The sequence below is a fragment of the Micromonospora sp. NPDC005205 genome (genome assembly GCF_040608275.1).
Classification (GTDB): domain Bacteria; phylum Actinomycetota; class Actinomycetes; order Mycobacteriales; family Micromonosporaceae; genus Micromonospora.
Genome location: NZ_JBEXHV010000023.1, coordinates 1 through 13,965, shown reverse-complemented (window position 1 = coordinate 13,965; position 13,965 = coordinate 1). Strand labels below are relative to the sequence as shown.

Annotated in this window: 13 protein-coding genes; all 13 read right to left on the bottom strand. The window is 67.7% G+C overall.

Features of this window, described 5'->3' with window-relative positions; genetic code table 11:
• Positions 1 to 39: 39 nt before the first annotated feature.
• The 13 genes from rpsS to ABZU43_RS28955 all read right to left on the bottom strand — a co-directional run bounded on the left by rpsS (position 40) and on the right by ABZU43_RS28955 (position 13,819).
• Positions 40 to 321, bottom strand: coding sequence for a 30S ribosomal protein S19 (rpsS, locus tag ABZU43_RS29015; RefSeq protein ID WP_007465299.1), 282 nt, complete (start codon positions 319 to 321; stop codon positions 40 to 42).
• A 12-nt stretch (positions 322 to 333) separates the two neighbouring features.
• Positions 334 to 1,173, bottom strand: a complete 840-nt coding sequence (rplB, locus tag ABZU43_RS29010; protein ID WP_053653944.1) for a 50S ribosomal protein L2 — start codon at positions 1,171 to 1,173, stop codon at positions 334 to 336.
• Between the two features lie 12 nt (positions 1,174 to 1,185).
• Complete coding sequence (rplW, locus tag ABZU43_RS29005) at positions 1,186 to 1,488, bottom strand: 50S ribosomal protein L23 (RefSeq protein WP_007465304.1); 303 nt, start codon at positions 1,486 to 1,488, stop codon at positions 1,186 to 1,188.
• Entirely contained in the window at positions 1,485 to 2,135 is a 651-nt protein-coding gene (gene rplD / locus ABZU43_RS29000) for a 50S ribosomal protein L4 (protein WP_110563096.1), read from the bottom strand. Before rplD ends, rplW begins: the two co-directional genes overlap by 4 nt.
• Entirely contained in the window at positions 2,132 to 2,797 is a 666-nt protein-coding gene (gene rplC / locus ABZU43_RS28995; RefSeq protein ID WP_355009605.1) for a 50S ribosomal protein L3, read from the bottom strand. Before rplC ends, rplD begins: the two co-directional genes overlap by 4 nt.
• A gap of 10 nt (positions 2,798 to 2,807) precedes the next feature.
• A complete protein-coding gene (gene rpsJ / locus ABZU43_RS28990; RefSeq protein WP_007073037.1) occupies positions 2,808 to 3,116 on the bottom strand; it encodes a 30S ribosomal protein S10 in 309 nt (102 codons plus the stop codon).
• 350 nt (positions 3,117 to 3,466) lie between these two features.
• Complete coding sequence (gene tuf, locus ABZU43_RS28985; protein WP_030489585.1) at positions 3,467 to 4,660, bottom strand: elongation factor Tu; 1,194 nt, start codon at positions 4,658 to 4,660, stop codon at positions 3,467 to 3,469.
• Between the two features lie 212 nt (positions 4,661 to 4,872).
• A complete protein-coding gene (gene fusA, locus ABZU43_RS28980; protein ID WP_355009604.1) occupies positions 4,873 to 6,969 on the bottom strand; it encodes an elongation factor G in 2,097 nt (698 codons plus the stop codon).
• A 74-nt stretch (positions 6,970 to 7,043) separates the two neighbouring features.
• Positions 7,044 to 7,514: a 30S ribosomal protein S7 gene (gene rpsG / locus ABZU43_RS28975; protein ID WP_030489583.1), complete on the bottom strand. Its 471-nt coding sequence runs from the start codon at positions 7,512 to 7,514 to the stop codon at positions 7,044 to 7,046.
• A gap of 1 nt (position 7,515) precedes the next feature.
• Positions 7,516 to 7,890 carry a 30S ribosomal protein S12 gene (gene rpsL / locus ABZU43_RS28970; RefSeq protein WP_007465318.1) on the bottom strand — a complete coding sequence of 125 codons (375 nt, stop codon included), beginning with the start codon at positions 7,888 to 7,890 and terminating at the stop codon, positions 7,516 to 7,518.
• Positions 7,891 to 8,398: 508 nt separating this feature from the next.
• Positions 8,399 to 8,779 (bottom strand): hypothetical protein, encoded by a 381-nt coding sequence (locus ABZU43_RS28965; RefSeq protein ID WP_355009603.1) that lies wholly within the window; start codon positions 8,777 to 8,779, stop codon positions 8,399 to 8,401.
• A gap of 688 nt (positions 8,780 to 9,467) precedes the next feature.
• A complete protein-coding gene (locus ABZU43_RS28960; protein WP_210784125.1) occupies positions 9,468 to 9,836 on the bottom strand; it encodes a hypothetical protein in 369 nt (122 codons plus the stop codon).
• A gap of 95 nt (positions 9,837 to 9,931) precedes the next feature.
• The gene (locus tag ABZU43_RS28955; RefSeq protein WP_355009602.1) at positions 9,932 to 13,819 is read right to left on the bottom strand and encodes a DNA-directed RNA polymerase subunit beta'; all 3,888 of its coding nucleotides are present in this window, start codon (positions 13,817 to 13,819) and stop codon (positions 9,932 to 9,934) included.
• Positions 13,820 to 13,965 lie beyond the last annotated feature (146 nt).

Below are 13,965 nucleotides of genomic sequence, written 5' to 3'. Positions count from 1 at the left end.
TGTAACCCCTTGTTCCCTCTATCCGTATGCCTGGCGGCGTCAGCGCCGACGGCTCTTCCGGTCGTCCTTCTCGTGACCCTTGAACGTGCGGGTCAGCGCGAACTCGCCGAGCTTGTGCCCGACCATCGCCTCGGTCACGAACACCGGGACGTGCTTGCGTCCGTCGTGCACGGCGATCGTGTGCCCCAGCATCTCGGGGATGATCGTCGAGCGCCGCGACCAGGTCTTGATCACGTTCTTGGAGCCCTTGTCGTTCTGAACTTCCACCTTCTTGAGCAGGTGGTCGTCTACGAACGGGCCCTTCTTCAGGCTGCGAGGCATGTCTTATCTCCCTCAGCCGCGCTTACGCGTGGCGTAGCGGCGGCGGACGATCAGCCGGTCACTCGGCTGGCCCTTACGGCGGGTGCGGCCCTCGGGCTTACCCTGCGGGTTGACCGGGTGGCGACCACCGGAGGTCTTACCCTCACCACCACCGTGCGGGTGGTCGACCGGGTTCATGGCGACACCACGGACGGTCGGGCGCTTGCCCTTCCACCGCATCCGGCCGGCCTTACCCCAGTTGATGTTCGACTGGTCGGCGTTGCCGATCTCGCCGACGCTGGCGCGGCAGCGCACGTCCACCCGCCGGATCTCGCCGGACGGCATACGCAGGGTCGCGTACGCGCCCTCGCGGCCGAGCAGCTGGATGCCGACGCCGGCGGAACGGGCCAGCTTGGCCCCGCCACCCGGACGCAGCTCCACGTTGTGGATCGTGGTACCGACCGGGATGTTGCGCAGCGGCAGGTTGTTACCCGGCTTGATGTCGGCGCCCGGACCGGACTCGACGCGGTCGCCCTGCTTCATGTCCTTCGGCGCGAGGATGTAGCGCTTCTCGCCGTCGGCGTAGTGCAGCAGCGCGATGCGCGCCGTGCGGTTCGGGTCGTACTCGATGTGAGCGACCTTCGCCGGCACGCCGTCCTTGTCGACCCGCTTGAAGTCGATCAGACGGTACTGACGCTTGTGACCGCCACCGTGGTGCCGCGTGGTGATCCGGCCGTGGGCGTTACGCCCGCCCTTCTTCGGCAACGGAGCCAGCAGCGACTTCTCCGGCGTGGACCGGGTGATCTCGGCGAAGTCAGCGACACTCGAGCCACGTCGGCCCGGCGTCGTCGGCTTGTACTTACGGATAGCCATTGTCTACACCCTTCAGCTGACCGGGCCGCCGAAGGCCTCGATGCGGTCACCGTCAGCCAGCTTCACGATCGCCCGCTTGGTCGCCTTGCGCTGACCGAAGCCGGTCTTGGTGCGCTTGCGCTTACCCTGGCGGTTGAGCGTGTTGACCGTCAGGACGCGGACGTTGAAGATCTGCTGGATAGCGATCTTGATCTCGGTCTTGTTCGCGTCCGGGTGCACCAGGAAGGTGTACCAGTTCCGGTTCAGCTCGCTGTAGCTCTTCTCCGAGACGACCGGCGCCACGATGATGTCGCGCGGGTCGGCGATGGTGCTCACTTGCCACCCTCCTCGGTGGTCTCGGCGGGCACACCCAGGAACTCGTCCAGGGCGTCCTTGGTGAAGACCACGTCGTCGGCCACCAGCACGTCGTACGTGTTCAGCTGGCCGGACTCGATCAGGTGCACCCGCGGCTCGTTGCGCAGCGACACCCAGTTCAGCTCGTCGGTGCTGCTCAGCACGACCAGGACCCGACGGGCCTCGGTGAGCTTGGTCAGCGTGGCCAGGGCCGCCTTGGTCGACGGCTTCTCGCCCGAGACGAACGCCTCGACGACGTGCACCTGCCCGGCGCGGGCCCGATCGGAGAGGGCACCCCGCAGCGCGGCGGCCTTCATCTTCTTCGGGGTCCGCTGGCTGTAGTCGCGCGGCACGGGACCGTGCACGACGCCACCGCCGGCGAACTGCGGCGCGCGGATCGAGCCCTGCCGGGCGCGACCGGTGCCCTTCTGCTTGTAAGGCTTCTTGCCGCCACCGGCGACCTCAGCCCGGGTCTTGGTCTTGTGTGTGCCCTGTCGGGCCGCCGCGAGCTGGGCCACCACGACCTGGTGCATCAGCGCGACGTTGGCCTGCACGTCGAAGATGTCCGCCGGCAGCTCCACGGAGCTGCTGGTGGTGCCTTCGACGGTGCGCACGTCAACGGTGGTCACTTGGCCGCACCGCCCTTCTTCACCTTGCTCTTGGCCGCGGTACGGACCAGAACCAGCGCGCCCTTGGGGCCAGGAATGGCACCCCGGACGAGCAGCAGGTTGTTCTCGGTGTCGACCGCCTGGACGGTGAGGTTCTGCACGGTGTAGCGAACGCCACCCATGCGGCCGGCCATCCGGGTGCCCTTGAAGACACGACCCGGAGTGGCGCAGGCGCCGATGGAGCCGGGCGAGCGGTGCTTGCGCTCGACACCGTGGCTGCTGCCCAGACCGTGGAAGCCGTGCCGCTTCATCGGGCCGGCGTAGCCCTTGCCCTTGGTCTTGCCGGTGACGTCGATGGTGACGCCGGCCGGGAACTCCTCGACAGTGATTTCCTGGCCGAGCGAGTATTCCCCAGCGTCAGTGGTGCGCAGCTCGACGATGTGCCGGCGCGGCGCCACGTCCGCCTTGGCGTAGTGCCCGCTGATCGGCTTCTTGACCTTGCGCGGGTCGATGGTGCCGTACGCCAGCTGGACCGCGGAGTAACCGTCCTTCTCGGCGCTACGAACCTGGCTGATGACGCACGGGCCGGCCTCGACCACGGTCACGGGAACAACACGGTTGTTGTCCCAGACCTGGGTCATGCCGAGCTTGGCGCCCAGGATCCCCTTGACTTGCCTGTCCATTGTCCGGTCCCTACAGCTTGATCTCGATGTCGACGCCAGCCGGCAGGTCGAGGCGCATGAGCGAGTCGACCGTCTTCGGGGTCGGGTCGATGATGTCGATCAGCCGCTTGTGCGTGCGCATCTCGAAGTGCTCGCGCGAGTCCTTGTACTTGTGCGGCGAGCGGATAACGCAGAAACGGTTGATCTCCGTGGGCAGCGGCACCGGGCCCGCGACCTGCGCCCCGGTGCGCGTCACCGTCTCGACGATCTTCCGAGCCGAGGAGTCGACGACCTCGTGGTCATAGGCCTTGAGCCGGATGCGGATCTTCTGTCCCGCCATGGTGGCTTCTGTTCCTTCTCTCGATGCCGCTGTGTTGCGGGCGCCTGTACCGGCTGGCACAGGCCCACTTCGCCGACCCCCGCGGTCGGGCGTGTCGCGCCCTCGGGCCGAGCTCCGCCCCTAGGTACCGGAGTGGTGCTGACCGCACGGGGGGTCAAGGCGCCGATCGCATTACCGCGACCTGAACGCCGTGCGAGGGTGGTTGGCGACTGGGCCGCCAACCACCCTACGCTCGACTGCCTCGCCACCCGGAGGTTCAGCGAAAGCCGAACACAGGCGACGAACTGTCGTTACGCAACCTGACTAGTATGCCGCACGACCGGCGGCGGGTCTAATCGGGGTTACCTAGCTCACTTGTTAATCTTGGTGACGAACCCGGCGCCGACGGTGCGGCCACCCTCGCGGATCGCGAACTTGAGGTTCTCCTCCATGGCGATGGGCTGGATCAGCTTCACCGACATGGACGTGTTGTCACCCGGCATGACCATCTCGGTGCCCTCGGGGAGGGTGACGACACCGGTGACGTCCGTGGTCCGGAAGTAGAACTGCGGACGGTAGTTCTGGAAGAACGGGGTGTGACGGCCACCCTCCTCCTTGGAGAGGATGTAGACCGTCGCCTCGAACTCCGTGTGCGGGGTGTTCGAGCCCGGCTTCACGACGACCATGCCGCGCTCGACCTCGTCGCGCTTGGTACCACGCAGCAGCAGGCCGACGTTCTCACCTGCGCGGGCGTCGTCCAGGGTCTTCCGGAACATCTCGATCGCGGTGACCTTGGTCTTGAAGCTCTTCTCCTTGATACCGACGAGCTCAACATCCTCGTTCGGCAGGAGAACGCCGCGCTCCACGCGACCGGTGACGACGGTGCCACGACCGGTGATCGTGAAGACGTCCTCAACGGGCATCAGGAACGGCTTGTCAACCTCGCGCTCCGGCTGCGGGATCGAGGTGTCGACAGCGGTCATCAGGTCCAGCAGCTTGCCGGTCCACTCGGGGTCACCCTCGAGGGCCTTCAGCGCCGAAACCCGAACGACCGGCAGGTCGTCACCCGGGTACTCCTGCGAGGAGAGCAGCTCACGGACCTCGAGCTCGACGAGCTCCAGGAGCTCCTCGTCATCGACCATGTCGCTCTTGTTGAGCGCCACGACGATGTACGGCACACCGACCTGACGGGCCAGCAGCACGTGCTCGCGGGTCTGCGGCATCGGACCGTCGGTCGCCGCGACCACCAGGATCGCGCCGTCCATCTGCGCGGCACCGGTGATCATGTTCTTGATGTAGTCGGCGTGCCCAGGGCAGTCGACGTGCGCGTAGTGCCGCGACTCGGTCTGGTACTCGACGTGCGCGATCGAGATCGTGATACCGCGGGCCTTCTCCTCCGGCGCCTTGTCGATCTCGTCGAACGGCGTGTAGGGGTTCAGGTCCGGGTACTGGTCGTGCAGGACCTTGGTGATGGCCGCCGTCAGCGTCGTCTTACCGTGGTCGATGTGACCAATGGTGCCGATGTTGACGTGCGGCTTAGTCCGCTCGAACTTAGCCTTCGCCACTGGTGTCCTCCTGTGGACTTCTTGGTTCGTACGCCCGGCGCGCCGGTCGGCGCTTAGGACTCTGTCGACAGCCTTTCCGGCCCGAAGGCCGGAGAGCCTTTGTGGGTTCTGCGGCGATGAAGCCTACAGGCCCGGTCTCACGCGATCCGATCGTGGTGGCCGCGGGCGGGTGAACCCTCCCGCGACCAACCACGAATCACCTGCTCAGAGCGCTACTCGCCCGTTGCCTTGGCGATGATCTCCTTCGCGACGCTCTGCGGAACCTCGGCGTAGGAGTCGAACTGCATGCTGTAGCTAGCCCGGCCCTGGGTCTTCGACCGCAGGTCGCCGACGTAGCCGAACATCTCCGACAACGGCACCAGGGCCCGGACGATGCGGGCGCCGCTGCGCTCCTCCATCGCCTGGATGATGCCGCGGCGGGAGTTGAGGTCACCGATGACGTCACCCATGTTCTCCTCAGGAGTGGTGACTTCAACGGCCATCATCGGCTCGAGCAGTGCCGGATCGGCCTTGCGGGCCGCGTCCTTCATCACCATCGAGCCGGCGATCTTGAATGCCATTTCCGACGAGTCGACCTCGTGGTACTGGCCGTCCAGCAGGGTCAGCTTCACGCCGACCAGCGGGAAGCCCGCCAGGATGCCGTACTGCAGCGCGTCCTGCGCACCGGCGTCCACAGAGGGGATGAACTCCCTGGGGATGCGGCCGCCGCTGACGGCGTTGGCGAACTCGTAGGTCGGCGAGTCGTTGTCCAGCGGAAGCGGCTCGACGCTCACGATCACGCGGGCGTACTGGCCGGAACCACCGGTCTGCTTCTTGTGGGTGTACTCGACCTTGTCCACCTTGCGGCGGATGGTCTCGCGGTATGCCACCTGCGGCTTGCCGACGTTGGCCTCGACGTTGAACTCGCGGCGCATCCGGTCGACCAGGATGTCCAGGTGCAGCTCACCCATGCCGGAGATGACCGTCTGACCGGTCTCCTCGTCCAGCTGGACGCGGAAGGTCGGGTCTTCCTCGGCCAGGCGCTGGATGGCAGTGCCCAGCTTCTCCTGGTCGGACTTGGTCTTCGGCTCGATCGCCACCGAGATGACCGGCTCCGGGAAGGTCATCGACTCCAGGATGACCGGGTTCGCCGGGTCGGAGAGAGTGTCGCCGGTGGTGGTCTGCTTGAGACCCTGCACGGCGATGATGTCGCCGGCCTGCGCCGACGGACGCTCTTCCCGCTTGTTGGCGTGCATCTGGTAGATCTTGCCGATGCGCTCCTTGCGGTCCTTGGTGGAGTTGACCACCTGGGAACCGGAATCGAGCGTGCCGGAGTAGACCCGCACGTAGGTGAGCTTGCCCAGGTGCTTGTCCGTCTGGATCTTGAAGGCCAGGCCGGAGAAGGGCTCCGAGTTGGACGGCTTACGCAGCAGCGGGGTCTCGCCGTCGGTGGCCGTACCCTCGATCGCCGGAACGTCCAGCGGCGACGGCAGGAAGTCGACAACGGCGTCCAGCATGGGCTGAACGCCCTTGTTCTTGAACGCCGAGCCGCAGAGCACCGGGTTGGCCTTGCCGGCGATGGTGGCACGCCGGATGGCGGCCTTGATCTCCTCGGCGGAGATCTCCTCGCCCTCCAGGTACTTCTCCATCACCGCGTCGTCGACGTCGGCAAGGGTCTCCATCAGCTTCTCGCGCCACTCGGCAGCGGAGTCGGCCAGCTCGGCCGGGATCTCCTCGACCGCGTAGTCCTCACCCTTCTGGGTCTCCCCGCGCCAGGTGAGCGCGCGCATGCCGATCAGGTCGACGACACCGATGTGGTCACCCTCGAGCCCGATCGGGATCTGGAGCACCAGCGGGGTGGCGTTCAACCGGTCGATCATCATCTGCACGCAGCGGAAGAAGTCGGCGCCGGTCCGGTCGAGCTTGTTGACGAAGCACATACGCGGGACGTTGTACTTGTCGGCCTGCCGCCAGACGTTCTCCGTCTGCGGTTCCACGCCGGCGACACCGTCGTATACCGCTACCGCACCATCCAGGACCCGCAGCGACCGCTCGACCTCGACCGTGAAGTCGACGTGGCCGGGCGTGTCGATGATCTGGATCGTGTGGTCTTTCCACTCACACTTGGTAGCAGCGGAGGTGATGGTGATACCACGCTCCTGCTCCTGCTCCATCCAGTCCATGACGGCAGCGCCCTCGTGGACCTCACCGATCTTGTACGTGATGCCGGTGTAGAACAGGATTCGCTCGGTGGTCGTGGTCTTACCGGCATCGATGTGCGCCATGATGCCGATGTTGCGTACCTTGGCGAGCGCGTCTGCGGCGGCCACTTCAATCCCTACTTATCGTCGTCTCGACACAACTGGTGGCGGTTCCGGCGCCCGGAGGCGCCGGAACCAGGGTGTTACCAGCGGTAGTGCGCGAAGGCCTTGTTCGACTCGGCCATCTTGTGCGTGTCCTCGCGCCGCTTGACGGCGGCACCGAGGCCGTTGCTCGCGTCCAGCAGCTCGTTCATCAGCCGCTCGACCATGGTCTTCTCGCGCCGGGCGCGGGAGTACGTGACCAGCCAGCGCAGGCCCAGGGTGGTCGCCCGGGTCGGGCGGACCTCGACCGGAACCTGGTAGGTGGCGCCACCGACACGACGGCTGCGCACCTCGAGGGTCGGCTTGACGTTGTCCATCGCCCGCTTGAGGGTGACGACCGGGTCGGTGCCGGACTTCTCGCGGCAGCCCTCGAGGGCCGCGTACACGATGGTCTCGGCGAGCTGACGCTTGCCGCGGAGCAGGATCTTGTTCACCAGCTGGGTGACCAGCGGCGAGTTGTACACCGGGTCAGCGACCAGTGGCCGCCGCGGAGCGGGTCCCTTACGCGGCATGTCAGCTCTTCTCCTTCTTCGCGCCGTAACGGCTGCGCGCCTGCTTGCGGTTGCGGACGCCCTGGGTGTCCAGCGAGCCGCGAACGATCTTGTAACGCACGCCGGGGAGGTCCTTCACCCGGCCGCCGCGAACGAGCACGATCGAGTGCTCCTGCAGGTTGTGACCGACGCCGGGGATGTAGGCGGTCACCTCGATCTGGCTGCTGAGCTTCACGCGAGCGACCTTGCGCAGCGCCGAGTTCGGCTTCTTCGGGGTAGTGGTGTACACGCGGGTGCACACGCCGCGCCGCTGAGGGGAACCCTTCAGCGCCGGGGTCTTGGTCTTGGTCGTCTTCGCCTGGCGGCCCTTTCGGACCAGCTGCTGGATCGTGGGCACCGGGTTTCTCCGCTCCCTTCGGCCGCATCCGCGGCCGCGCCGTCTGCTCGTTAGCCGGCCTGATGACCGGCTCTCCTACATTCCGACCAGGGTCGCCTTGCGGAGACCCCGGCACCCGCGGTCGGGCGTGTCGCCCTCGTCACGGCCCCGTTGCGACGCTCTCGCGTTCGTACCGGGTTTTGTCACCGGCGCGCGGGTCGCCCCGCTCCGGATCCTTGGCTTGTCGTGCCGCCGTCCGTAAGCCGGAAACAGCGCACGCACGAGTTGCCCGGGCATGCCCGGGCACAAGGGGAAAGAGTACCTACCACAACCGCCCAGGTCAAAACGGAATGGCCCGGCGACTGTCTCACACCAGCCGGCCGGATCTCGTCCTGCCCTGTCGCCCGCGATGGGCACCTACGAATACAAGTGTACCGGCTTCCCCGCAGAAGCACCCATCGCCCCCGGGGCGACCGGAAGCCTTCCGCGGAAAACCGCCGTCAGGTGCCGGATCTGTCGGTGATGACCCTCAGGTCAGTGTGAGAAGCAGGGCAAGGCCCAGGCCCAGCAGGCTGAGCAGCGCCCCCGCCGCGCCGCAACTGATCCCGGCCATCGCCAGCCCGCGACCGGTGAACTGGACCGCGGAGGGGGCGGTCGGCCGCCGGATCTGTCGCCGGCCGAGCAGCCCGATGACGACCGCCGCCCCGCCGGCCAGCACACCCAGCGCGGCGAACGCCCCGGAGGCCCAGGCCCCGCCGTCGTTCTTGAAAGCCACTCCGAAGCAGATCACCAGCAGTGAGACCAGAAGTGAGGCGATCCCCGCCACCAGCGCCCCGATGGCCAGCCCGGAGGTGACCGGTGCCACGTCCAGGTGCACGACGCCGAACGGCGTACCCGAAACCGCTTCCACCCGCTTCGGCGGCCGGCGTTGGTCGTCGGTGGGCGGCGGTACGGAACGCCCCGGCGTGCCACCCCACCCGGGGCCGTGCCCCGGCGGCGGCGGGCCCCAACCGTACGGCGCACCGGGCCCGGACGACGGCGGGCCCCAGCCATGTGGCGCAACCGGCGCGGACGGCGACGGGCCCCACCCGGGCGGCGCGGACGGCGCAGACGGGTACGGACCCCAGCCTGGCGGTACACCCGGTGCGGACGAAGACGGGCCCCAGCCGTGGGGCATTCCCGAACCAGCCCGCGGTGGGCCCCAGCCGGGCGGCACACCCGGTCCGGAGGTGGGCGGGCCCCAGCCCTGCGGCGTCGAGGTCGGTGCGCTGGAGACCGGGTACGGCTGGTCCGAGCCGGGCGTCGCGGTGGCGTCCCAGCCGTTCGGACCCCAACCGGGAGGCGGCGTCGCAGGGGCCTGCGGGCCCGGGGCGGACGCCGGCTGGTGGGTCTCGTCGCTCGGGCCGGGGCGCGCCCAGTCGCTCGGCTCGGGTGGCGGAGCCGGCACGTCCGGCGGGCCGGCCGGTTCGTCCGCAGGGGGCCGCGCCGGTTCCGTCACGAGGTCCTCCTGTCGAAAGGCCGCCACCGTCACACGGTGGACATCGGCCAGGCTACCGCCGGCAGCACCGCCGCCCGCGCCGGGCGCGGCCACCGGTGGCTCAGTCCATGTTCGCGGGGTAGTCGTGGCCGAACGGGGCGCCGGCCAACCGGACCACCCCGATGACCACAGCGGCCACGACGCTGACCGCGACCAGCACCAGGCCGGTCCAGGCCATCCACTCCCCCCGCCGCAGCCAGACGCCGCCGGTCAGGAAACCCCCCGAGGCGTACGCTTCCCGGCGCGCCTGCCGGGCCAGCTGCAGGGCCACAGTGGCCGGCACCACGCCACCGATGAACAACCCGGTCAGCATGCCGAGCAGGCCCAGCGCGAAGACCGCCCGTGCCTTCGTGGCGCGGGCCGGGTCCGGGTCAAGCGGGTGGCGCACGCCCTGCTGGGCGACGGACACCTGCCCGGGTGCGGTCGTCATCCCCCCATCATGCCGAACCCGGCGCAAGCGGTGGGTTGGCACGGACACGACGAGGCCCCCGGCTTTCACCGGGGGCCTCGTCGTGTGACTGGTGCTTAGCGGTACGACCCGAAGTCGAAGTCGTCCAGCGGCACGGCCTGCCCGCCGGCCGGCCCGAACCCGTAGTCGGTCTCCGGGTAACCGGTCATCGAGTAGACCTTGGCCTTGGCCTCCTCGGTCGGCTCGACCCGGACGTTGCGGTACTTGCTGATGCCGGTACCGGCCGGGATGAGCTTTCCGATGATCACGTTCTCCTTGAGGCCGACCAGCGAGTCGCTGCGCGAGTTGATCGCAGCGTCGGTCAGCACCCGGGTGGTCTCCTGGAAGGAGGCCGCCGAGAGCCAGGAGTCGGTGGCCAGCGAGGCCTTGGTGATACCCATCAGCACCGGACGACCAGCGGCGGGCTCGCCGCCCTCCGAGACGAGCCGGCGGTTCTCCGACTCGAACAGCGCCCGGTCGACGAGCACACCCGGCAGGAACTCGGTCGAGCCGGAGTCGATGACCGTCACCCGCTTGAGCATCTGGCGGATGATGATCTCGATGTGCTTGTCGTGGATGAGCACACCCTGCGAGCGGTAGACCTCCTGGACCTCACTGGTCAGGTGGACCTGGACCGCCCGCGGACCCATGATCCGCAGCAGCTCGTGCGGGTCGATGGTGCCCTCGGTCAGCTTCTCGCCGACCGCGACGTGACCGCCGTCGTGGGTACGGAGCTTGACGCGCTTCGAGATCTTGTCGTAGACGATCTCTTCGCTGCCGTCGTCCGGCACCACGATGATCTTGCGCGAGCGCTCGCCATCCTCGATCCGGATCTTACCGGGGGTGTCGGCGATGGGCGCCTTACCCTTCGGGACCCGAGCCTCGAAGATTTCCTGCACACGCGGCAGACCCTGGGTGATGTCCTCACCCGCGACACCACCGGTGTGGAAGGTACGCATCGTCAGCTGCGTACCCGGCTCACCGATGGACTGGGCGGCGATGATGCCGACCGCCTCGCCGATGTCGACCGACTTACCGGTCGGCAGCGACCGGCCGTAGCAGGCCGCGCAGACGCCCAGCTTCGACTCGCAGGTGAGCACGCTGCGCACCCGGACCGTCTCCACACCAGCGGCGACGATCTTGTCGACCCCGATGGAGTTGATGTCCTGACCGCGCTCGGCCACCACGGTGCCGTCCGGCCCCTTGATGTCGTCCGCGAGCGTACGGGCGTGCACGCTGGTCTCGGCGTGGGTGTGGACGACGAGCTTGCCGTCCAGCTTCTCGCCGATCTGCATCGGGATCGCCCGGTCGGTGCCGCAGTCCTCTTCGCGGATGATGACGTCCTGGGAGACGTCCACCAGACGACGGGTCAGATAACCCGAGTCGGCGGTCCGCAGCGCGGTGTCGGCGAGACCCTTACGGGCACCGTGCGTGGAGATGAAGTACTCCAGCACGGACAGACCCTCCCGGTAGCTGGCCTTGATCGGCCGCGGGATGATCTCGCCCTTGGGGTTGGCCACCAGACCACGGATCGCCGCGATCTGCCGGAGCTGGAGCAGGTTACCGCGAGCACCCGAGTTGATCATCTTCCACAGCGGGTTCTCCTGCGGCAGCGCGGTGTCCATCTCCTTGGCGACCTCGTTGGTCGCCTTGGTCCAGATCTCGATGAGCTCGCCGCGACGCTCCTCGGCGGTCATCAGACCACGCTGGTACTGCTTGTCGATCTGGTCGGCGTCCTTCTCGTACTTCGCCAGGATCTCCGCCTTACGCGGCGGTGCGATGACGTCCTCCATGCCGATCGTCACGCCGGACCAGGTGGCCCAGTGGAAACCGGCCTCCTTGAGCCCGTCCAGGGTGGCGGCCAGCGCCACCTTGGGGAAGCGCTCGGCGAGGTCGTTGACGATGGCGGAGAGCTGACCCTTGCGGATCTCGTAGTTCACGAAGCGGTAGCCCTGCGGCAGCGTCTCGTTGAACAGCACCCGACCCAGGGTGGTCTCCACGGTCAGCGGGTCACCCTCGACCCAGCCCTCCGGGGCGGTCCACGCCTCGGAGCCGTTGCCGTTGTCGACCCCGACCACGCCGCGCAGGCGGATCCTCACCGGCGCCTGCAGGTGCAGCTCGCCGTTGTCGAAGGCCATCCGCGCCTCGGCGTCCGAGCTGAACGCCCGGCCCTCGCCCTTCTCACCGGCGGTGAGGTGGGTGAGGTGGTACAGACCGATGACCATGTCCTGGGTAGGCATGGTGACCGGCTTACCGTCGGCCGGCTTGAGGATGTTGTTCGACGACAGCATCAGGATCCGCGCCTCGGCCTGAGCCTCGGCGGACAGCGGCACGTGCACCGCCATCTGGTCACCGTCGAAGTCGGCGTTGAACGCGGTGCAGACCAGCGGGTGGATCTGGATCGCCTTGCCCTCGACCAGCTGCGGCTCGAAGGCCTGGATGCCCAGGCGGTGCAGGGTCGGCGCCCGGTTGAGCAGCACCGGGTGCTCGCCGATGACCTCTTCCAGCACGTCCCACACGACCGGGCGCTGACGCTCGACCATCCGCTTGGCGGACTTGATGTTCTGTGCGTGGTTGAGGTCGACGAGCCGCTTCATCACGAAGGGCTTGAACAGCTCCAGCGCCATCTGCTTGGGCAGACCGCACTGGTGCAGCTTCAGCTTCGGGCCGACCACGATGACCGAACGGCCGGAGTAGTCGACGCGCTTGCCCAGCAGGTTCTGGCGGAACCGGCCCTGCTTGCCCTTGAGCATGTCGGACAGCGACTTGAGCGGGCGGTTACCCGGGCCGGTGACCGGCCGGCCGCGACGGCCGTTGTCGAACAGCGCGTCGACGGCCTCCTGGAGCATCCGCTTCTCGTTGTTGACGATGATCTCGGGCGCGCCGAGGTCGATCAGCCGCTTGAGGCGGTTGTTCCGGTTGATCACGCGGCGGTACAGGTCGTTCAGGTCGGAGGTCGCGAAGCGGCCACCGTCGAGCTGCACCATCGGGCGCAGGTCCGGCGGGATGACCGGGACGCAGTCCAGCACCATGCCGAGCGGCGAGTTGCGGGTGTTCAGGAACGCCGCGACGACCTTGAGTCGCTTGAGCGCCCGGATCTTCCGCTGACCCTTGCCGGACCGGATGGTCTCCCGCAGGCTCTCGGCCTCGGCGTCGAGGTCCATGTTCTGGACCAGCGCCTTGATCGCCTCGGCGCCCATGGAACCGGTGAAGTACTCACCGAACCGGTCGCGCAGCTCGCGGTAGAGCAGCTCGTCGGTGACCAGCTGCTTCGGCTCCAGCTTGCGGAAGGTGTCCAGCACCTCGTCCAGGCGGTCGATCTCGCGCTGGGCCCGGTCGCGGATCTGGCGCATCTCGCGCTCTCCGCCCTCCTTGACCTTGCGCCGGACGTCCGCCTTGGCACCCTCGGCCTCCAGCTCGGCCAGGTCGGCCTCGAGCTTGGCGGCCCGCTTCTCGATCTCCGAGTCGCGGCTGTTCTCGGACTGCCGCTTCTCAGCCAGGATCTCGTTCTCGATCGTCGAGAGGTCGCGGTGACGCGACTCCGCGTCCACGCTCGTCACGACGTACGAGGCGAAGTAGATGATCTTTTCGAGGTCCTTGGGAGCGAGGTCCAGCAGGTAACCCAGCCGGCTCGGAACGCCCTTGAAGTACCAGATGTGGGTCACCGGAGCGGCGAGCTCGATATGCCCCATCCGCTCACGGCGGACCTTGGAGCGAGTCACCTCGACGCCGCAGCGCTCACAGATGATGCCCTTGAACCGAACGCGCTTGTACTTACCGCAGTAGCACTCCCAGTCCCGCTGCGGACCGAAGATCTTCTCGCAGAAGAGCCCGTCCTTTTCCGGCTTCAGGGTGCGGTAGTTGATCGTCTCAGGCTTCTTGACCTCGCCGTGCGACCACTGACGGATGTCGTCGGCGGTGGCGAGACCAATGCGCAGCTCGTCGAAGAAGTTGACGTCGAGCACTATGTCCCCTATGTCGTCGTCTGTACTGCTAATTCTCGGGTGGGGTCGGGGGCCGGCCGCCCTGGACGCCCTGCTGCTCGCGGTACGCCCCGAGGCGCTGCGGCTGTGCGCCCGGTTCCTGCCCAACCGGGAGGACGCCGAGGAAG

Bases quoted from the DNA above. Each gene is read 5' to 3' on its own strand.
- rpsG (WP_030489583.1), bottom strand. From the start codon at position 7,514: ATGCCGCGTAAGGGACCCGCTCCGCGGCGGCCACTGGTCGCTGACCCG.
- rplC (WP_355009605.1), bottom strand. From the start codon at position 2,797: ATGGACAGGCAAGTCAAGGGGATCCTGGGCGCCAAGCTCGGCATGACC.
- rplB (WP_053653944.1), bottom strand. From the start codon at position 1,173: ATGGCTATCCGTAAGTACAAGCCGACGACGCCGGGCCGACGTGGCTCG.
- ABZU43_RS28960 (WP_210784125.1), bottom strand. From the start codon at position 9,836: ATGACGACCGCACCCGGGCAGGTGTCCGTCGCCCAGCAGGGCGTGCGC.
- rpsJ (WP_007073037.1), bottom strand. From the start codon at position 3,116: ATGGCGGGACAGAAGATCCGCATCCGGCTCAAGGCCTATGACCACGAG.
- rpsS (WP_007465299.1), bottom strand. From the start codon at position 321: ATGCCTCGCAGCCTGAAGAAGGGCCCGTTCGTAGACGACCACCTGCTC.